Source organism: Acinetobacter sp. 40AMC3-4 (assembly GCF_049898185.1).
Lineage (GTDB): Bacteria > Pseudomonadota > Gammaproteobacteria > Pseudomonadales > Moraxellaceae > Acinetobacter.
This window is the reverse complement of record NZ_JAFCXG010000002.1, coordinates 198,550-214,561: the sequence shown is the minus strand read 5'-3', so window position 1 is coordinate 214,561 and position 16,012 is coordinate 198,550. Positions and strand designations below refer to the sequence as shown.

At 44.0% G+C, this 16,012-nt stretch carries 18 protein-coding genes, 4 tRNA genes, 1 pseudogene and 1 riboswitch; of the genes and pseudogenes, 7 read left to right on the top strand and 16 right to left on the bottom strand.

Going from position 1 to position 16,012, the window contains the following annotated elements; translation table 11 throughout:
- Positions 1 to 126: 126 nt before the first annotated feature.
- Positions 127 to 333 (top strand): PA3496 family putative envelope integrity protein, encoded by a 207-nt coding sequence (locus tag ACP7BU_RS03745; protein WP_004280622.1) that lies wholly within the window; start codon positions 127 to 129, stop codon positions 331 to 333.
- Positions 334 to 404: 71 nt separating this feature from the next.
- Positions 405 to 929, top strand: coding sequence for a YecA family protein (locus tag ACP7BU_RS03740; RefSeq protein ID WP_004280621.1), 525 nt, complete (start codon positions 405 to 407; stop codon positions 927 to 929).
- Between the two features lie 71 nt (positions 930 to 1,000).
- Here the strand turns inward: ACP7BU_RS03740 and ACP7BU_RS03735 are convergent, their stop codons facing one another.
- The 4 genes from ACP7BU_RS03735 to ACP7BU_RS03720 form a co-directional block, all read right to left on the bottom strand.
- On the bottom strand, positions 1,001 to 1,426 hold the full coding sequence (locus ACP7BU_RS03735; RefSeq protein ID WP_195725711.1) for an ABZJ_00895 family protein: 426 nt from the start codon (positions 1,424 to 1,426) through the stop codon (positions 1,001 to 1,003).
- A gap of 27 nt (positions 1,427 to 1,453) precedes the next feature.
- Positions 1,454 to 2,071, bottom strand: coding sequence for a DedA family protein (locus ACP7BU_RS03730; RefSeq protein WP_004731893.1), 618 nt, complete (start codon positions 2,069 to 2,071; stop codon positions 1,454 to 1,456).
- An 87-nt stretch (positions 2,072 to 2,158) separates the two neighbouring features.
- Positions 2,159 to 2,437 carry a hypothetical protein gene (locus tag ACP7BU_RS03725; protein ID WP_004280617.1) on the bottom strand — a complete coding sequence of 93 codons (279 nt, stop codon included), beginning with the start codon at positions 2,435 to 2,437 and terminating at the stop codon, positions 2,159 to 2,161.
- Positions 2,438 to 2,643: 206 nt separating this feature from the next.
- Positions 2,644 to 3,576, bottom strand: a complete 933-nt coding sequence (locus ACP7BU_RS03720; protein ID WP_004645789.1) for a rhodanese-related sulfurtransferase — start codon at positions 3,574 to 3,576, stop codon at positions 2,644 to 2,646.
- Between the two features lie 189 nt (positions 3,577 to 3,765).
- Here ACP7BU_RS03720 and ACP7BU_RS03715 point away from each other — a divergent pair, with 189 nt between their 5' ends.
- Positions 3,766 to 4,254, top strand: a complete 489-nt coding sequence (locus ACP7BU_RS03715) for a DUF1289 domain-containing protein (RefSeq protein ID WP_086044935.1) — start codon at positions 3,766 to 3,768, stop codon at positions 4,252 to 4,254.
- 44 nt (positions 4,255 to 4,298) lie between these two features.
- On the top strand, positions 4,299 to 4,910 hold the full coding sequence (locus ACP7BU_RS03710; RefSeq protein WP_086044566.1) for a LysE family translocator: 612 nt from the start codon (positions 4,299 to 4,301) through the stop codon (positions 4,908 to 4,910).
- Between the two features lie 65 nt (positions 4,911 to 4,975).
- Here the strand turns inward: ACP7BU_RS03710 and ribB are convergent.
- Positions 4,976 to 5,633, bottom strand: a pseudogene (gene ribB, locus ACP7BU_RS03705) (3,4-dihydroxy-2-butanone-4-phosphate synthase).
- 106 nt (positions 5,634 to 5,739) lie between these two features.
- Positions 5,740 to 5,894, bottom strand: a riboswitch (FMN riboswitch).
- Positions 5,895 to 6,064: 170 nt separating this feature from the next.
- On the opposite strand from ribB, the gene ACP7BU_RS03700 reads away from it, so the two are divergent.
- Positions 6,065 to 7,870: a DUF2157 domain-containing protein gene (locus tag ACP7BU_RS03700; protein WP_425878786.1), complete on the top strand. Its 1,806-nt coding sequence runs from the start codon at positions 6,065 to 6,067 to the stop codon at positions 7,868 to 7,870.
- A complete protein-coding gene (locus ACP7BU_RS03695; RefSeq protein ID WP_005106315.1) occupies positions 7,867 to 8,451 on the top strand; it encodes a GDYXXLXY domain-containing protein in 585 nt (194 codons plus the stop codon). The genes ACP7BU_RS03700 and ACP7BU_RS03695 overlap by 4 nt, the downstream gene beginning before the upstream one ends.
- Before the next feature lie 78 nt (positions 8,452 to 8,529).
- On the opposite strand, the gene panD is transcribed toward ACP7BU_RS03695, so the two are convergent.
- The 11 genes from panD to ACP7BU_RS03640 form a co-directional block, all read right to left on the bottom strand.
- Complete coding sequence (gene panD, locus ACP7BU_RS03690) at positions 8,530 to 8,910, bottom strand: aspartate 1-decarboxylase (protein ID WP_004280606.1); 381 nt, start codon at positions 8,908 to 8,910, stop codon at positions 8,530 to 8,532.
- 144 nt (positions 8,911 to 9,054) lie between these two features.
- On the bottom strand, positions 9,055 to 9,636 hold the full coding sequence (gene pth / locus ACP7BU_RS03685) for an aminoacyl-tRNA hydrolase (RefSeq protein ID WP_004645783.1): 582 nt from the start codon (positions 9,634 to 9,636) through the stop codon (positions 9,055 to 9,057).
- 18 nt (positions 9,637 to 9,654) lie between these two features.
- Positions 9,655 to 9,951 (bottom strand): 50S ribosomal protein L25, encoded by a 297-nt coding sequence (gene rplY, locus ACP7BU_RS03680; RefSeq protein ID WP_425878789.1) that lies wholly within the window; start codon positions 9,949 to 9,951, stop codon positions 9,655 to 9,657.
- A 98-nt stretch (positions 9,952 to 10,049) separates the two neighbouring features.
- Positions 10,050 to 11,003 (bottom strand): ribose-phosphate pyrophosphokinase, encoded by a 954-nt coding sequence (locus ACP7BU_RS03675; RefSeq protein WP_005103975.1) that lies wholly within the window; start codon positions 11,001 to 11,003, stop codon positions 10,050 to 10,052.
- 36 nt (positions 11,004 to 11,039) lie between these two features.
- Positions 11,040 to 11,114: transfer RNA gene (locus ACP7BU_RS03670), tRNA-Gln, on the bottom strand.
- Positions 11,115 to 11,206: 92 nt separating this feature from the next.
- A tRNA-Gln gene (locus ACP7BU_RS03665) sits at positions 11,207 to 11,281 on the bottom strand.
- 18 nt (positions 11,282 to 11,299) lie between these two features.
- Positions 11,300 to 11,374: transfer RNA gene (locus ACP7BU_RS03660), tRNA-Gln, on the bottom strand.
- A gap of 26 nt (positions 11,375 to 11,400) precedes the next feature.
- A tRNA-Gln gene (locus ACP7BU_RS03655) sits at positions 11,401 to 11,475 on the bottom strand.
- Between the two features lie 2 nt (positions 11,476 to 11,477).
- Entirely contained in the window at positions 11,478 to 12,305 is an 828-nt protein-coding gene (gene ispE / locus ACP7BU_RS03650) for a 4-(cytidine 5'-diphospho)-2-C-methyl-D-erythritol kinase (protein WP_086044936.1), read from the bottom strand.
- A gap of 21 nt (positions 12,306 to 12,326) precedes the next feature.
- The gene (gene lolB / locus ACP7BU_RS03645; protein ID WP_004645779.1) at positions 12,327 to 12,905 is read right to left on the bottom strand and encodes a lipoprotein insertase outer membrane protein LolB; all 579 of its coding nucleotides are present in this window, start codon (positions 12,903 to 12,905) and stop codon (positions 12,327 to 12,329) included.
- Positions 12,906 to 12,912: 7 nt separating this feature from the next.
- Positions 12,913 to 14,625, bottom strand: coding sequence for a tetratricopeptide repeat protein (locus ACP7BU_RS03640; protein ID WP_035335017.1), 1,713 nt, complete (start codon positions 14,623 to 14,625; stop codon positions 12,913 to 12,915).
- Between the two features lie 79 nt (positions 14,626 to 14,704).
- Here ACP7BU_RS03640 and hemA point away from each other — a divergent pair, with 79 nt between their 5' ends.
- Positions 14,705 to 15,994 carry a glutamyl-tRNA reductase gene (gene hemA, locus ACP7BU_RS03635; protein WP_425878792.1) on the top strand — a complete coding sequence of 430 codons (1,290 nt, stop codon included), beginning with the start codon at positions 14,705 to 14,707 and terminating at the stop codon, positions 15,992 to 15,994.
- The last annotated feature ends 18 nt before the right edge of the window (positions 15,995 to 16,012 follow it).

The following is a 16,012-nucleotide window of genomic DNA, read 5'->3' as shown; positions in this document are numbered from 1 at the left end:
GAGACAGAAAAAACCCCTAATTACAAATTAAAAATACGAAAATCCAAATAAAACTTGACTTGTTATTTTAGGCACGATAAATAGCGCTTAAATCCTTTTACATTTTTCACTCATGAGGAAGTTTTAGTGTCTTCTACAGATTTTGAACTAGATGATAACTTCGGTGAAGATGATGTTAATTTCGATGAGGCTTCTAGCAAGCTCAGTGCTAAAGAGTCGTTGGAAAAACGTCGTCTGATCGATGATCTGCTGACCCAACGTCGTTTAGAGCGCGAACTCAAAGATTTTGACTATGACTTCGACGATGATGACGATTTTGACGACGAAGATTAACGAATTCGGATTTAGCATAGCCTGAATAAATGCTATGCTAAACCTTTCGGTTTTCTAAGTTTGGATGTTAGATGAGTGCTTTAGATTTAGACCTGTTGAGTGAATATCTAGATGGTGACCAAAATGAACATGGTCTAGATTTCGCGGCAACCCATGGTTTCTTATGTGCTATTGCAGTAGGCCCAAAATTCGACAAATGGTTAGACGAACTTTTTGATAGTAATCAAAAGAAAGTGCCTGCAGAAATCATCACTCAGGTGCAAGCATGGTTAGAGTCTATTCGTCAAAGCTTAGCCAATGAAGAAGGGATTACGTTCCCGTTTGAAATTGAAGAAGCAGATACTGAATCAAGCTTGGGTGACTGGAGTGTGGGCTTTGTAGACGCCATGTTCCTAAACGAAGACGCTTGGTTTACTGAAGAATTTGAAGAACAACTGGTGGATTTAACCCTGCCAATCATGGTCTTCAGCGGCATTGATGATGAAGATCCACAAATGGAAACTTTCCGTCGCAATGGTCAGTTAATGGATGAACTTGCAGAAGAAATTCCAGAAAACTTAAATGAATTGTATCTGATGTATCACACTCCAGAATAATTCATAAAAAAAGCACCGCAGGGTGCTTTTTTTAGCTTTGGCCTTTTTGCATCTTTGAGATCTACTCGACCCTATTTTCTTTCCAAGCCTGTACGCTTCGTCAGACTATAGCGTGCATAAGCATTGTAGGCGATATGAAACAGCAAGGCATGTAAGGCAATGCTTGCAGCTACCAGGAATGAATTTGTTCCTCTTCCTGTATAGGTGATGGTTCTATAAATCTCATCTGTCTGCGGGTTCATCCAGATGACCACAACTAAAAAGATAAACCCGAATGTCATGGCAATAATAGTGGAGCCCCAGACCAGTTTGCTTTTCTCTTGCTGAGTCGGCAAACGAAGTTCTTTCTTAACAAAGTATCGGGCACTGAGAAAGGCAGAAGCAATCAGGGCAGGAATCAGCAGAATGGCGCCCAGATTGAATACATAGATGAATATGCCTACCAATAGAACCAAGGTCAGATAAACGGTGGCAAAATATTTAAGATAATGCGACATCGTTTTAATCTCCTTAAGGGATCTTCCTCAGGATGGACGATTTTTACGCTGCTGTCTACGGTAGAAAATCCAGATAATAATTACCACAACAATGGCAATAATCACATAACTGACTTTACTGAAAATTTGCTGCATCAAATGCTGGTTTTCGCCAAAATAAAATCCGACACACGCCAAAAATGTGGTCCAGATGATGGTTCCAAGTGCGCTATAAAACATAAATTTCCAGAAGGGCATATGACTCATGCCAGCAGGAATGCTGATCAGCGAGCGAACCGCAGGAATCATGCGGCCAAAGAACACAATCCGGTGACCATAATGCTCAAACCAACTCAATGATTTTTTTACATCTTCTGATTTAATAAATAAATATTTGCCATAACGATCGACAAATTTAAAAATAGAATCATGGTTAAATTTATAGCCAATCCAGTACAGCAAGGCGGCTGCCAGCAGGGAGCCGATACAGCCGGACATGATTACCCCGACGAGTATTAACTCGCCCTGAGAGGCTGAATAGCCCGCGGAAGGCATAATAATTTCGGAAGGGATTGGCGGGAAGACATTATCCAGGAACATGAGCAGAGCAATGCCCCAGTAGCCCAGTTGCTCCATAACGGAAATAATCCATTCGGTCAGATTCATATGATTGGCAAAATAAAAAATACTGCCTGTATCCTAAGCAGTATTTTTTGTGCGGTAAAGTCTTGGAATATAAATGATCAGGCAGAATTAGCTATGCGTCAGGGTATAAATATAAACTTTACGTAAGAAATAGGCCAAGCAGATCGGCAAAATACTTAGCAGGATAAAATGCATGATGCTGGTATTGATATGGTAACCAATGAAAAGCGCCAAGATCGCGCCAATAACGGTTCCCAGGATAACGACGAACAGATGTGATTGCTGTTCAAGCTCTTCAGAAATTTGATGAAGCCGTTGCAACTTTATATTTTCTTTTGGTTGAAATTGAACCAGATTGTCTGAATCTCGAGCAAGTGAGCCTGCCATTTTATATTCCTTTTCACTTAAAAATTTCAGTTAATAATGAAAGACTTAGATTGTAAATTACCGTATCATTAGACTAACAATCTTGTTTGGAAAAAAATGAGGTTCTTGGTAAGGAATTGGTAAGAGTTTTATTGCTGTTGTGATTTTTATGTAAACAAAAAACCCTCCGAAGAGGGTTTTTATATATTTCATTACAAAAGGCCAAATTAGAGGCGTTTGCGTTTTGCTGCTAAAATTTGTGATTGACGCATACGGAAACCTTCTTTTTGTTTCTCCGAGGTTTTGTCAATACAGTACACACAAGAGACACCATGTTCATAACTTGGGAGGGCAACTTCTTCTGGAAGTAAAGGCCAGCCACACGCATGACACTTGGTATTTTGGCCTTCTTCAACACCGTGCGTTACGGCAGTACGACCATCAAACACGAAGCATTCACCTTCCCACATGCTTTCTTCAGCCGGGGTTTCTTCCAGGTATTTCAAAATACCGCCTTTCAGGTGATAAACTTCAGTGAAGCCTTCTTGAAGAAGTAAAGAGGTTGATTTTTCACAACGAATACCACCTGTACAGAACATGGCAATTTTCTTGTCTTTGTGCTGTTCCAGATTATTTTTCACGTATTCAGGGAATTCGCGGAAGCTTTCAGTTTTCGGATCAATCGCGCCTTTGAACGTACCTGCTTTGTATTCGTAATCGTTACGGGTATCAACCAGAATCACGTCATCACGTGCAATCAGTTCGTTCCATTCTTTTGGATCAAGATAGTGACCGACTAAATCACGCGGTTTCACTTCCACGCCTAAAGTCACGATTTCTTTTTTTAATTTAATTTTCATTTTACGGAATGGTTTTTCAGAACTGTCAGATTCTTTGTATTCCATTTCGTTAAAACCTTCATTCAGAAGGAACTGGTGAATTTGATCAATCGATGCACGGTCGCCTGCAACCGTACCGTTAATGCCTTCACCTGCCACAATTAGAGTACCGCAAAGGTTGATGGATTTTACCAGGTCCAGAAGACGTTGCTGAAGATCGGCAGGATCTTGAACTTCTTTGAATTGATAAAGTGCGGCAACAACCCAACCAGTCGTCGCTTGCTGTTCTACAGGTGCAAGCTGTTCTACAGTAGCGTTCATGGAATACTCCAACGTAGCATGATAATTTGAAAGGCGCATATTTTAGCTTGATTCGAGTGAATAAGCGAGTAAAACGCAAGTCTTTTAACAGGCTTCAATTCATGGGAGAGAGCGTGTATAGTCATGCCCGGCCCAGGATTTTGTGCAGTGATGCAGATACTGAAAGTTGCAGTATCTTTGGAGTGTGTTTTGAGTTCAGATCGTCGTATTGCGTCTTTAACCCCATGTGCAGGGCGTTGCTCGACCGTATTTGGTGATGCGGTATGTCGTGGTTGTCGCCGTTTTAATCATGAAGTGATTCACTGGAATACGTATAGTGCTGAGCAGCATCGAGCTGTGTGGCAGCGACTGGATGCACAGCTGGATCAGATTCTGGTGCCATTGTTACCGCATGCCGATCTTGTCAAAGTGCAGGCCTTTGTGCTGTCGAAACGGGTGCGCTTGCGTGATGATGCTTCTAAAGGGCGCAAGCTGTATCATGCTTTAAAGCTCTGTGAAAAAAATCGGCATTTTACCGACGATAGTGGTTTAGGCATCCATTATAAGCAGGTGCGTCCGCTCTGGGACGAGTTTGAGCGCCGGATCTTGGCCTTGGCTACCGCCAGTTATGATCTGGCTTTTCTGCGGGCAGATGGCATCAGTCAGCATCTGATTCAGATGGAAGAAGAGGACGAGTAGGTCCTCTTTTTTTATGCTGACTATATTAGACAAGGAGGAATGGGGTGAATATTACCGAATATCTGCTGTATTGTCTGGCCGTAGTAATCATGATCGCGACGCCCGGACCAGTAATGTTACTGGTCGCTAGTGCTGGGCTCAAAGGCGGCTATAAGCATGCCTTGCAGACTATTTTCGGGACTAACTTTGCCTCACTGGTTCTGATTGGTTTATCCATTCTCAGTCTAAAAGGTCTTCTGGTTGTTAACGAAAATTGGCTGAATGGCATTAAGCTACTTGGCTGTTTGTATATTGCCTGGCTGGGAATTCAGATTTTCAGGGAAGTCTGGCAAGGGCAGGGATCAACTGGACCACAAAACCTGCAGCCCGTACAGGGTGGCTTTCGTACCGGTTTTCTGGTAGGTATTTCTAATCCCAAGGATATTATTTTCTTTGCCGCCTTTTTTCCGCAATTTATAGGCATTAGCCCAAACCTCGATTTAAGCTTGGTGATTCTGACAATTAGCTGGATTGTTCTGGATTTTCTCACCCTGTCACTGGTGTATCTGGGTTTTCAGCGATTATCTCGGTCTCAGCTTTATCCGCATTTACTTGGGCTATGTGGCTTGATCTTGTTAATGGTTGCACTGTATGGGATTTATTCCATCTTCAGTTAATTCAATCAATATATACGACACAAAAAATCCCGGACCAAATGCCGGGATTTTCTTTTTAAATAGACTTATATATTGTGTTGCTGGCGGTACTGTACCAGTTCATCAATGGTAATTAGGCTCAGTTGATGCGTCTGTGCATACGAGAGAACTTGAATACCAGAAGCCATGCTGCCATCCGGATTAGTCAGTTCACACAACACGCCGGCAGGTTTTAAACCAGCCAGACGCGCAAGGTCAATAGTACCTTCAGTATGACCACGCCGGGTTAAGACAACCTTCACGGGCGCGTAATGGGAATACATGACCAGGACGATTCAGATCACTGGCAACTGCGCCGTCTTTAATCGCTGTTTTAATTGTAGTCGTGCGGTCTTTGGCAGAAACACCGGTTGTTACACCCTCTACTGCTTCAATACTTACAGTAAAGGCAGTTTTAAACTGGCTAGAGTTATCTTGTACCATTGGTGGTAACTCTAAATGGTTTGCCAGCTCATCAGTCAGACATAAGCAAACGATGCCGGAACCATCACGAATCATACGCGCCATGGTTTCTATAGTTAAAGTTTCAGCTGCCACAATCAGATCGGCTTCATTTTCACGGTCAAAATCATCCATGACCAAGACAGGTTTGCCTTGGCGGAGATCTTCGAGTGCCTGAAGGATACGTTGTTCAGCAGGGGCTAAAGCAGAAAAGAAAATTTCGGGTTGAATCAAACTTGACATTGAAATGCTCACCTAAACTAAAAATATGATTGAACATTTCAGGACTGAGTGAAAATAGGCTTATAGCAAAAACAGGTGTATGCACGGCATACAGCCTTGGTGCTGCTTTCGTCTTCTTTCATCCGGACTATACCGTCGGCTCTGGATTTGCACCAGATCTGCAGATCAATCGAAATTGACCGCTCGTGGGCTAATTCAAGCCTAATTATAAAAAGCTGAAATTACCACCGGTGGGGAATCACACCCCGCCCTGAAGCGATGTAAGAACATTATAGTCCTGATTTTAAAAAGATGGGATAGTTGAAATGGAAAGTAATTTGCAGAATTTTAGATAAACAAAACAGATAATCTGAATTACCCAGGTTTTTAGCAAAATACTGGAAACATGCTATGGTGTGAGGAAGATTAGAAATCCTTCAATCATTCTAACAATGCATAAAACTGAGCTGATCCGAAATAATCAATTTTCGCCCTTGCTGTTCTGCAATGTAGAAGTACTACGTTATTTAAAAATCTTGGGCTTAGCACTCATCACGGTCAGTTTGCTGTATTTAATGGCAGCGAACTGGTGGATGCTGCCGGATCCGGTTCAGCTGGCAATCCCGATGCTGATTTTACTCTGTAGTGCAACAGCAAGTATTTACTTCGACCAGCAGGAATGGGTGAGACAGAGTCTGGATACAGTATCTGGTCTCATGCTGGGTTTAAGTCTGGCAATGATTGGGCAGATTTATCAAACTGGCGCAGATAGTTATCTGTTATTTTTGCTCTGGTCAGCCTTGCTCTTACCATGGCTCTATCGCTCCAATATTGGCATTTTTGTCATGCTTTGCGTAGTGAGCCAGCTGACGTTGTATCTGTATTTTAAACAGAGCTTCTGGATGGGAAGAGCAGAAGGGTTGTATTTGCTCGGTCTCAATTTGCTGACAGCACTTAGCTTTGCGTATGCCATGCGCTATTACGCGCTGCTACGTTTTCTGTTTATCGCATTTGTGATCGTGATTTCGATCAGCAGCATGATGCAGTTTATTCATCACTCTAAGCTGATCTATTTAGCTTCTTCAGTTGTTTTACCGACAGGTGCCGCATTTTATTTTTATAGGAAACATCAGGCGCTAGAAGCCATTCTTCTCATTGCAGGTTTGGCTGCCAGTGTGAGCTTATGGGTATTTGAACTGGTTGAAAATCAACTGACCAATTCAGCTACTGGACTATTTGTGCTAGCTGTGCTGATTTTTGGCTGGTTTGCCTTAATTAGTTTTGCTTTAAATAGAATTTTTCCACAAACCAAATTTTCTGTGATTCCTTTGGCACTCGGTGCCTGGATTTCGGGGATTATTCTTGCAGTCCTGTTACTGACTTACTGGGAAGCATTTTCGATTTTAATGGGGATCATTTTTATAGGCATCGCCTGGAAACTGCTGGGTCAGCAGGCTTCAGTTTTTATGCACCAGTTTGCCTATTGCTTGTGGATCTGTGGTCAGGCAGCAGTTTTAATTCATACAGAACTGCTGACCGACAGTATAGTTGTAGTCTGGCTGCTGCAATTATTAATGCTGGGGCTTACTACCATCAAACGGATGCACTGGTCTATTTTGACCCTACAGCTGCTGATGACGCATGCATTAGCAATCGTGGTTCTGGTCTTAGAGAATTCTTTTAAACATGATGACATGGTGATCAGTATCATACTCAGCTTGAACTATGTCATTTTCATCGGAATATTCCTAACAGCGCGTTATTGGCAATCTTCGCATTATCAGAAAAGTATCTTTCTCTGGATGATTGCCATGCTGACAGGTTCAGCGGTGGTTCAGGCGGTGACCGGATTAGAGCACTGGCACAGCATTGGACAGATCAGCTTTGACCAAGTCCTGTTATTTTATATTCTTCCGAGCTTATTGTTGTTCAGTTTTATTTGGCAAAACTGGCAACAATTTTCTGAAAAATGGCTCTGGTTAATTCCGGTTCTGGGTTTATTACTGATCCTGCTGGGCTATTTTGAAATTTTTATCATTATGCTGCTCATGGCCTGGGCTGTAGTCTATCAGCAACGACTGATGCAAGCTCTGTCGATTTTATTGCTGATCTTCTGGTTATGGATGCTGTATTACAATCTGGGGCTGAGTTTCCTGGTAAAGAGCCTAACGATTTTCATCTCAGGTCTTATGGTTTGGTGCATGGTCTATGGCTTAAAGCAGGTAAGGATTAGACCTGGTCAGGAGGAAACTGCATGAAAAAGTTTCTTCCTCTGATTTTGGCCGGATTCAGTATTCTGCTCTTTGTGGGATTGATCCTGAAACATGAACATCATTTAGTGAACAGCCAGTCCATTTTCGTCGAGCTTGCTCCGTTCGATCCGCGCTCAATCTTGCAAGGCGATTATATGGTACTGAATTATGAGCTGCATTTCGAGGGTGATGCTGAAGCGGATCGTGGAGAAGAGGGTAGTTTAGCGGATAAGAAAATTGCAGCCTTAGAAAAGCATATTCAGGATCAGACACATCTTCTAAGCTATGTACAGCTAGATGATCAGCATCGTGTGATTCAAACTAGCATGGATGAAAATCTTTTAAAAACTCATCAGGGAACTTCCGCGCGTTTGCTTCTAAAAAATCCTTCCAATCGATTAGCCAATTTATATCCGGCAGCGAGTAGCTTTCTGTTTGCAGAAGGATTGGAGCCGTGCTATCGCAACGCAAAATATGCCGAGATTAAAGTTAAAGATAATGGACAGGCTTTATTGGCGAATCTGGTGGATCAGAATCTGCGAGCTTTAAATTGCGAAAGCCAAAAAGACTGGGTACAAGGCGGTTAATTAAGATCTATTTTTAGAAGTATTTTTCAATAAAAAAGCCCGCAATGTGCGAGCTTTTGGGTATCTGGTCTGATCAGATTATGCGACTTGTACCGGAATACAGTTGGCGGTGTGGCTGACTGTATTATTTGGGTTAGCATAAACCAAGCGAGGCTGATGGGCATTCGCTTCAGCTTCAGTGAAATCGCCAAAGGTTGCAATAATCACGATATCGCCTACATCGGCTTGATGCGCAGCGCCACCATTGACTGAAATGATGCCTGAATTGTCTTCGCCACGAATTGCATAAGTTGCAAAACGTTTACCATTGGTCACGTTCCACACATGAATTTCTTCGTATTCACGAATGCCAGCCAAATCCATCAAAACGCCATCAATTGCACATGAACCTTCATAGTGTAGTTCTGCATGTGTAACGTGAGCGCGGTGAATTTTGCATTTTAATAAACGAGATAGCATGGCTAGCGTCCCCTGAGTTGACCTAAGAGTTTGATCATTTGGTTAAATCAATCTTGCTTGCTGTATGGTGAACAATCGAGCAAACGCATTTTGCGCTTAAATAAACTTTCTGGCAAGCGGAATTGTCCAGCAATTTTTGAATGTTTAGTTCGGCTTATATGCGTTGATTTGATTCATGGCTTGCTGTACTTCACCGTTCACCAGCATTTTTGTGCGGGCGAGGGCATGGGAAATCGCATCATCCATTAAGTTCTGTTCGCTGCTAGGTGCTTTACTGAGCACATGACCGGAAACACGGTCTTTGGCACCAGGATGACCAATTCCAATACGCAGGCGATGGAAGTTTGAACCAATATGCGGAACGATATCGCGTAGACCATTATGACCACCGTGACCACCGCCAGTTTTCAGGCGAATGACACCAGGATTCATGTCCAGTTCATCATGGGCAATCAGGATCGATTCAGGTGCGATATTGTAGAATTTGGCGAAAGGAACAACACTTTTACCGGAAAGGTTCATAAAGGTTGTCGGTAGAAGAAGACGGACGTCTTGACCTTCGATATTGCCACGACCGCTAAATCCATTGAATTTTGGGTCTTTTTTGAGGGTAATGCCATATTGGTCTGCAAGGCGTTCTACAAACCAGAAGCCTGCATTATGGCGGGTTTGGGCATACTCAGAACCTGGGTTACCCAAACCAACAATCAGTGAAATATTTGACACTAATTACACCATTAACACTTATGCGCGTTTGAAGTCAGCGTGCATAGGTGTGTTTTTAGCTGGGTGACGTTGTAACGCTTGGATTTTAACGCTTTCAACTTTACCGTCTACATCAATTTCGATAACTTCTTCAAAGAATGAATTGTTTTCTAAGAATTTAACAAGCTGACGAAGCTCAACAGTAATTGCTACAGGAGCAGCTTCACCACCGTAGATGATTGCAGGAACTTTAGCTTGAAGACGAAGGCGGCGGCTCGCACCTTTCCCTTGAACTGTTTCTTCACGTGCTGCTGCGTTTAATACGAAGTTTGCCATGATAGACATCCTATTTAAGTTAAATGAACCAGACTTGCGACCAGTCTGGTGAGTAAAAGCCCTACCAAATGGCAGGGCTTTGAAAATTCAGCGCTCTATTATAGATAAGAATCGAACATTGCGCTAATAGATTCTTCGTTGTTAATACGACGAATCGTTTCGGCAACCATGCTGGCTACTGAAACCTGGCGAATCTTGCCCAGTGCTAAAGCTTCATCAGAAAGAGGAATGGTATCAGTCACAACCAGTTCATCAATCACAGAATTCTTTAAGTTTTCAAGCGCTTTACCAGAAAGTACTGGATGCGTTGCATATGCAACAACCTTGCGAGCACCGAAAGTTTTCAATGCATCAGCAGCTTTGCATAGCGTACCAGCAGTATCTACCATGTCATCAACGATGACACAATCACGATCTTTTACATCGCCAATCAAATGCATCACTTGTGATTCATTCGCTTTTTGACGACGCTTATCGATGATTGCAAGATCGATATCGCCCATCTGTTTCGCAACAGCACGTGCACGCACTACACCACCCACGTCAGGTGAAACCACCATCAGGTTGTGATGCGATTGTTGACGCAAGTCAGCAAGTAGGGCTGGTGTACCGTAGATGTTGTCTACAGGGATATCGAAGAAGCCTTGGATCTGGTCAGCATGCAAGTCGATCATCACCACACGGTCAACGCCTACAGTAGTGAGCATGTCTGCTACAACTTTTGCAGTGATTGGAACACGTGCTGAACGTGGACGACGGTCTTGACGAGCATAACCAAAATAAGGAATCACGGCAGTAATACGACCCGCACTTGCACGACGCAAAGCATCAGCCATCACCAAGATTTCCATCAGGTTATCATTAGTTGGGGCACAAGTAGGTTGTACGATAAATACGTCTTTACCACGAACGTTCTCAGTAATCTCGACAGCAATTTCACCGTCAGAGAACTGACCTACAGAGGCAGCGCCTAGAGGAATATGTAAGTGACTTACGACTTTTTGAGCGAATTGTGGATGCGCAGATCCACTAAAAACGACAAGATTGGGCATGAAGCACCCTTGGCGGTTGGGATATATGGGAATAGATGGCAGGGGTAGCTGGATTCGAACCAACGGATGCCGAGATCAAAACCCGGTGCCTTACCACTTGGCGATACCCCTAATGCGGCAGAACTTTAATATTTTTGCGGTAAAGTGTCAAGGTAAATTAACAGTCTTACAGCAAATGAGTGTTCTGTCTTTTTTCGAGAAAATGGCAGGGGCGGCTGGATTCGAACCAACGGATGCCGAGATCAAAACCCGGTGCCTTACCACTTGGCGACGCCCCTAATTTGATGACTGTAAGATGGCAGGGGTAGCTGGATTCGAACCAACGGATGCCGAGATCAAAACCCGGTGCCTTACCACTTGGCGATACCCCTAATACAGTACATCTACAGGTGAAAAATGGCAGGGGTAGCTGGATTCGAACCAACGGATGCCGAGATCAAAACCCGGTGCCTTACCACTTGGCGATACCCCTATCTACACTTTAAACTGAACTAAAGGTGATTCTTGTAAACTGTTGACCAGGTAAGCTTTACATGGTGCATTTGCAAGAATATCTTCGATATTCAGATTTTCAGTGACTTCAATAAACACACAAGCACCTGTACCTGTAAGCTTTGCTTTTCCGAACTGGTCGAGATATTGCATTGCTTCATCGACTTCGAGATATAGGCTTCTTGCCAGTGGCTCAAAGTTATTTCCAAAATCAGATGGTGTTTCCTGATAGGCGCAAAATTTAGTGCTCTTCGTGTCTCTTGTCAATGCTTTTTGCGAAAAAAGCAGTTGAGTGCTGATAAAACAATCAGGTTTTAACACAATGAATTTTTTTTGATCTAAGTCTATGAATGTTAAGTGTTCACCAATGCCTTCAGCCCAGGCATTTTTACCATGCACAAATATCGGCACATCTGCACCCAGTTTAACCCCGAGATCTGCCAGTTGCTCAACATTTAAACCGCACTGCCAGAGCTGGTTTATCACAATCAGGGTCGTCGCTGCATTGGAAGACCCACCGCCAAGACCTGCACCCATCGGGATATTTTTTTCCAGACGAATTTTTAGTCCGCACGGCGTTTGGGCATAAGGCTTCAACAACTGAATCGCCCGATAGATTAGATTCTGTTGCAGATCGACGGAGGCCAGACCTTCAATCTGAATCGCATCATCGGCGCTTGGTTCAAACTCCAGCCAGTCATACAGGTCAATCAGCTGAAAAATACTTTGCAGCTCATGATAACCATTTTCACGGCGACCGGTGATATGTAAAAACAAATTCAGTTTAGCAGGCGAGGGAACACGAATCATCATGGGCTGGAATCAGGTCAATTAACGGTTTTCAATGATCATTGTAATACGGTTTTCTGCACCATTTCCAAGTGACTGCTTTAAAATCAAACGGTTTGGCATTTTGGCCTGCGCATTATAATTGAGATCGACCGTCCAGCCCTGTTCGATAATCTGGTTAATTCGCTGTGTATCATCTTTTTGTAATTTGGCAGTCGTGGTAGCAGGGCGGGCTTGTACCCAATCGACTAAATAACTGATCGGCGCTTGCCAGCCGGTTGCACGTTGCAGTAATTCTTCGGCACTGGCTGCCTGAATCACACCGGTTTTTGCGCTGTTTAAGGTCACTTGTCCCGGTGTGCCAGAAATCTGGGTTTTACCGACACCTAAGATACCGCTGAGCTCAATATCGAATTCTTCCTGCTGTTGTACCCAGGTAAAGAATGCGCTGCCAGTCTGTTGAGGGGTACGAACGCCAATTTTACCTTGCAGCTGAAATTGATTCTCTGCCTGTACAGACGGGGTGGCAGGCGCTTGAGGCTTGATCATCTGCTGACAGCCAGTTAAAAATAAAGCAGTGGCTGCAAAGGCACAGCAGCCCAATTGGCTCAAATTGCGCATAAATTAATTAACTCGTTTTGGTTTGTGGTGCTAACAATAGCGAATTAAGTTGTTTCAATTCTGGGTCATTTGGATGGTTTTGTTGTAATTGTTGTAACACTTGGTGGAATTGTTGTAGATCACCTTTCATGTACAAGGAACGGGCATAACGCACGCCAATCTTCACATTCGGATTCAACTGATAAGCTTTGTATAACACGTCCGCAGCTGTGGCGAAGTCATTCTGTAAATAACAGATATAACCATAGGTATCCAGAATGGATGCCTGTTCCGGTGCATATTCCAGTGCCTGTTCGACATAGCGGCGTGCTTCTTCGAGACGACGGTTCTGCATCGCCAGGGTATAGGCATAGGCATTCAGATAGGTCGGACTGTTCGGTTCAATTTTAAGTAAAGTGCTAAGTAGTTCATCCAGCTTGATGCGATCCTGATGGGGATCTAGCAACAGGACTTGCGAATAAACCAGTTCAGGGTCATCGGGCAGGTTTTTGCTGGCTTCTTCCAGCAGGCGAATAGCAGCTTTTTTATTCTGCATACGCGTCAAAATATCCGCCTGGGCCAGATAGAGGAAGCTGGCATGTTGTGGATAATTGACTCTTTCCTGTGTTAAGAAACGCAGCGCATCATGCAGCTTATCCTGCTGGGCGAAAATGGAGATCATGTTGCGACGTGAGACGGTGTAAAGACTGCCATCGACCAGACGATAATAGGCTTTAGCCGTTTCATAATGCTGTTTGCGTTCTGCATTGACCGCCAGATAATAATAAGCTTCATTTTGATACTGCGCAGAATAACGCAGTTCGACCAGATATTTTTCGGCTTTCTCGTATTCTTCCAGGTCGATACTGGTTAGTCCGGCAATAAACAGGGCTTCTTCGGCAGTCGGCCATTTTTTTAGAATGTCTTGCAGTTTTTTTAGCGCCAAAGTCGCTTCGTTCAGCTTGACCAGATATTTGACTTCGGCCAGACGCACATCCAGATTATTGCGGTGTTTACGGCTGGATTTTTCATACCATTGCAGTGTCGCCTGAGTATCGCCGAGTGCATTGAGCAGATTGGCTTTCATCAGGATATATCCAGTCGCATTCGGGCGTTTTTTTAAGGCACGGTTAACTGTATTTAGAGCCTGTTCGAGCTGACCATTTTGCGCTTCCAGACCGGCCACCAGCACCAGAATAGACGGGTTGTCCTTGGCTTTGGTGGTACTTAAGGCCTGAATCAGATAAGTACGGTCTTCTGTACCTTCTGGTGAAATCCCTGCGAGAATTTCTTCCAGATCGGCGCTGTCATCAATTTGCAGGATTTTTTCTAAGGTCTCAGCGGCCAGCTCATATTCATGTGCTTTCAGGGCAATATGTGATAAATAAAATAAAGCGGGGACATCTTGCGGCTCTTGTACCACCCAGTGCGTGGAGATATCTAGTGCTGCCTGAAGATCATCATGTTCCAGCGCGACATTCAGCGCACGTTGCTTGACTGAAGTGGAATTGCTCTTGATCGCTAGCACCGTATAGTTGTGCAAAGCGGTCGGAATGTCATGTGCAGCGATGGCAAACTCAGCCATCATACTTTGTTTTATCGCATCATAATTTTGATTTGCATGGTAAACTGCTTCCGCTGCATAAAGATGCGCAGTCGAAGCCATGCTACCCACCAGTAGGAATGTGGTAGAATATTGCTTAATTGTAGGGCCGTTGATACGGCTAATTGTTTGACGCAATTTTTTATTGATCCAAGTAATGCTTTTTATGACACCGATGTTGCACAATAGCATAAATTTAGTGAAATGATGACCTGATATGTCTTTCTTTGCATTGGGTGTCAACCATCAAACTGCCTCTGTAGAACTGCGCGAACAAGTGGCGTTTAACCCTGAAAAGTTAAGTGCCATTCTTGCCGAGCAAAGCCAACACCCTCAACTGAACGACATGGTGGTGGTGTCTACATGTAACCGGACCGAAGTTTACGCCATGTCTGACAATGCTGACATGGTGCTGAACTGGCTCGCCCAGAAAAATGGGGTGGATGTCAAACAACTGCAACATCATGTCTATCGTTATGAAAATGCTCAAGCGGTGACGCATCTGATGCGTGTTGCTAGTGGTCTGGATTCACTGATGCTAGGTGAACCACAAATTCTGGGGCAGGTCAAAACCGCACTTTCTCTGGCCAAAGACTCTCATACCGTTTCGCAAAACCTGAACCGCATTTTTGAATATGCTTTTTATGCCGCTAAACGTGTGCGTTCGGAAACGGCTGTCGGTAGTCATGCGGTCTCGATGGGCTATGCGGTAGCACAACTTGCCTTGCAAGTGTTTAGTCACCCGGACAAGCTGACCATTATGGTGGTGGCAGCTGGAGAGATGAACAGTCTGGTGGCTAAGCATCTTGCAGAAATGGGTGTGGGCAAGATCATCATCTGTAACCGTACCCGCGAACGTGCAGACATTCTGGCGCAGGAAATTGCACATCGGGTTGAGGTCGAAATTATCGACTTTGACCAGTTAGCTGCCAACTTGCATCGTGCCGATGTGATTTCCAGTTGTACCGGTAGTTTGCATCAAGTGATTAACTTTGCGGATGTAAAAGCTGCACTGAAAAAACGCCGTTACCAGCAGATGCTACTGGTGGATCTGGCCGTTCCGCGTGATATTGATGCCAAAGTAGAAAGCCTGGATGGGGTTTATCTATATGGCGTCGATGATCTGCAAACGGTGATTGAAGAAAATCTGGCACAGCGCCGTCAAGCGGCTGTTGAGGCTGAGATCATGGTCAATCAGCTGGCTACAGAACTGATGACCCAGCAAAAGGTCAAACAGGCCGGGGCGACCATTCATGCCTATCGTGACCACGGGGAAACATTACGTCAGGAAGAATTGTCACTGGCAATGCAGCGTATTGCCAAGGGCGAAAAGGCGGAAACGGTACTGGCCGAGTTTTCACATCGTTTAACCCAAAAACTGTTGCATCCAACTTCTATTGTGCTGCGTGAGGCGGCCAAAGCGGAAGATCCTACCTATTTTGAGCTGTTACAGGAAGAACTGGGCAATGTAGTCGCGAAGCGTCGTAAATCCAGGCATTCGTTTTAATCAGCATGATGAGAAGCT

Coding starts and splice junctions, on each gene's coding strand:
- ACP7BU_RS03720 (WP_004645789.1), bottom strand. CDS start 3,576: ATGAACGCTACTGTAGAACAGCTTGCACCTGTAGAACAGCAAGCGACG.
- ACP7BU_RS03695 (WP_005106315.1), top strand. CDS start 7,867: ATGAAAAAGTTTCTTCCTCTGATTTTGGCCGGATTCAGTATTCTGCTC.
- panD (WP_004280606.1), bottom strand. CDS start 8,910: ATGCTATCTCGTTTATTAAAATGCAAAATTCACCGCGCTCACGTTACA.
- ACP7BU_RS03735 (WP_195725711.1), bottom strand. CDS start 1,426: ATGTCGCATTATCTTAAATATTTTGCCACCGTTTATCTGACCTTGGTT.
- rplY (WP_425878789.1), bottom strand. CDS start 9,951: ATGGCAAACTTCGTATTAAACGCAGCAGCACGTGAAGAAACAGTTCAA.
- ACP7BU_RS03725 (WP_004280617.1), bottom strand. CDS start 2,437: ATGGCAGGCTCACTTGCTCGAGATTCAGACAATCTGGTTCAATTTCAA.
- ACP7BU_RS03700 (WP_425878786.1), top strand. CDS start 6,065: ATGCATAAAACTGAGCTGATCCGAAATAATCAATTTTCGCCCTTGCTG.
- ACP7BU_RS03675 (WP_005103975.1), bottom strand. CDS start 11,003: ATGCCCAATCTTGTCGTTTTTAGTGGATCTGCGCATCCACAATTCGCT.
- ispE (WP_086044936.1), bottom strand. CDS start 12,305: ATGATTCGTGTTCCCTCGCCTGCTAAACTGAATTTGTTTTTACATATC.
- lolB (WP_004645779.1), bottom strand. CDS start 12,905: ATGCGCAATTTGAGCCAATTGGGCTGCTGTGCCTTTGCAGCCACTGCT.
- ACP7BU_RS03740 (WP_004280621.1), top strand. CDS start 405: ATGAGTGCTTTAGATTTAGACCTGTTGAGTGAATATCTAGATGGTGAC.
- ACP7BU_RS03730 (WP_004731893.1), bottom strand. CDS start 2,071: ATGAATCTGACCGAATGGATTATTTCCGTTATGGAGCAACTGGGCTAC.
- hemA (WP_425878792.1), top strand. CDS start 14,705: ATGTCTTTCTTTGCATTGGGTGTCAACCATCAAACTGCCTCTGTAGAA.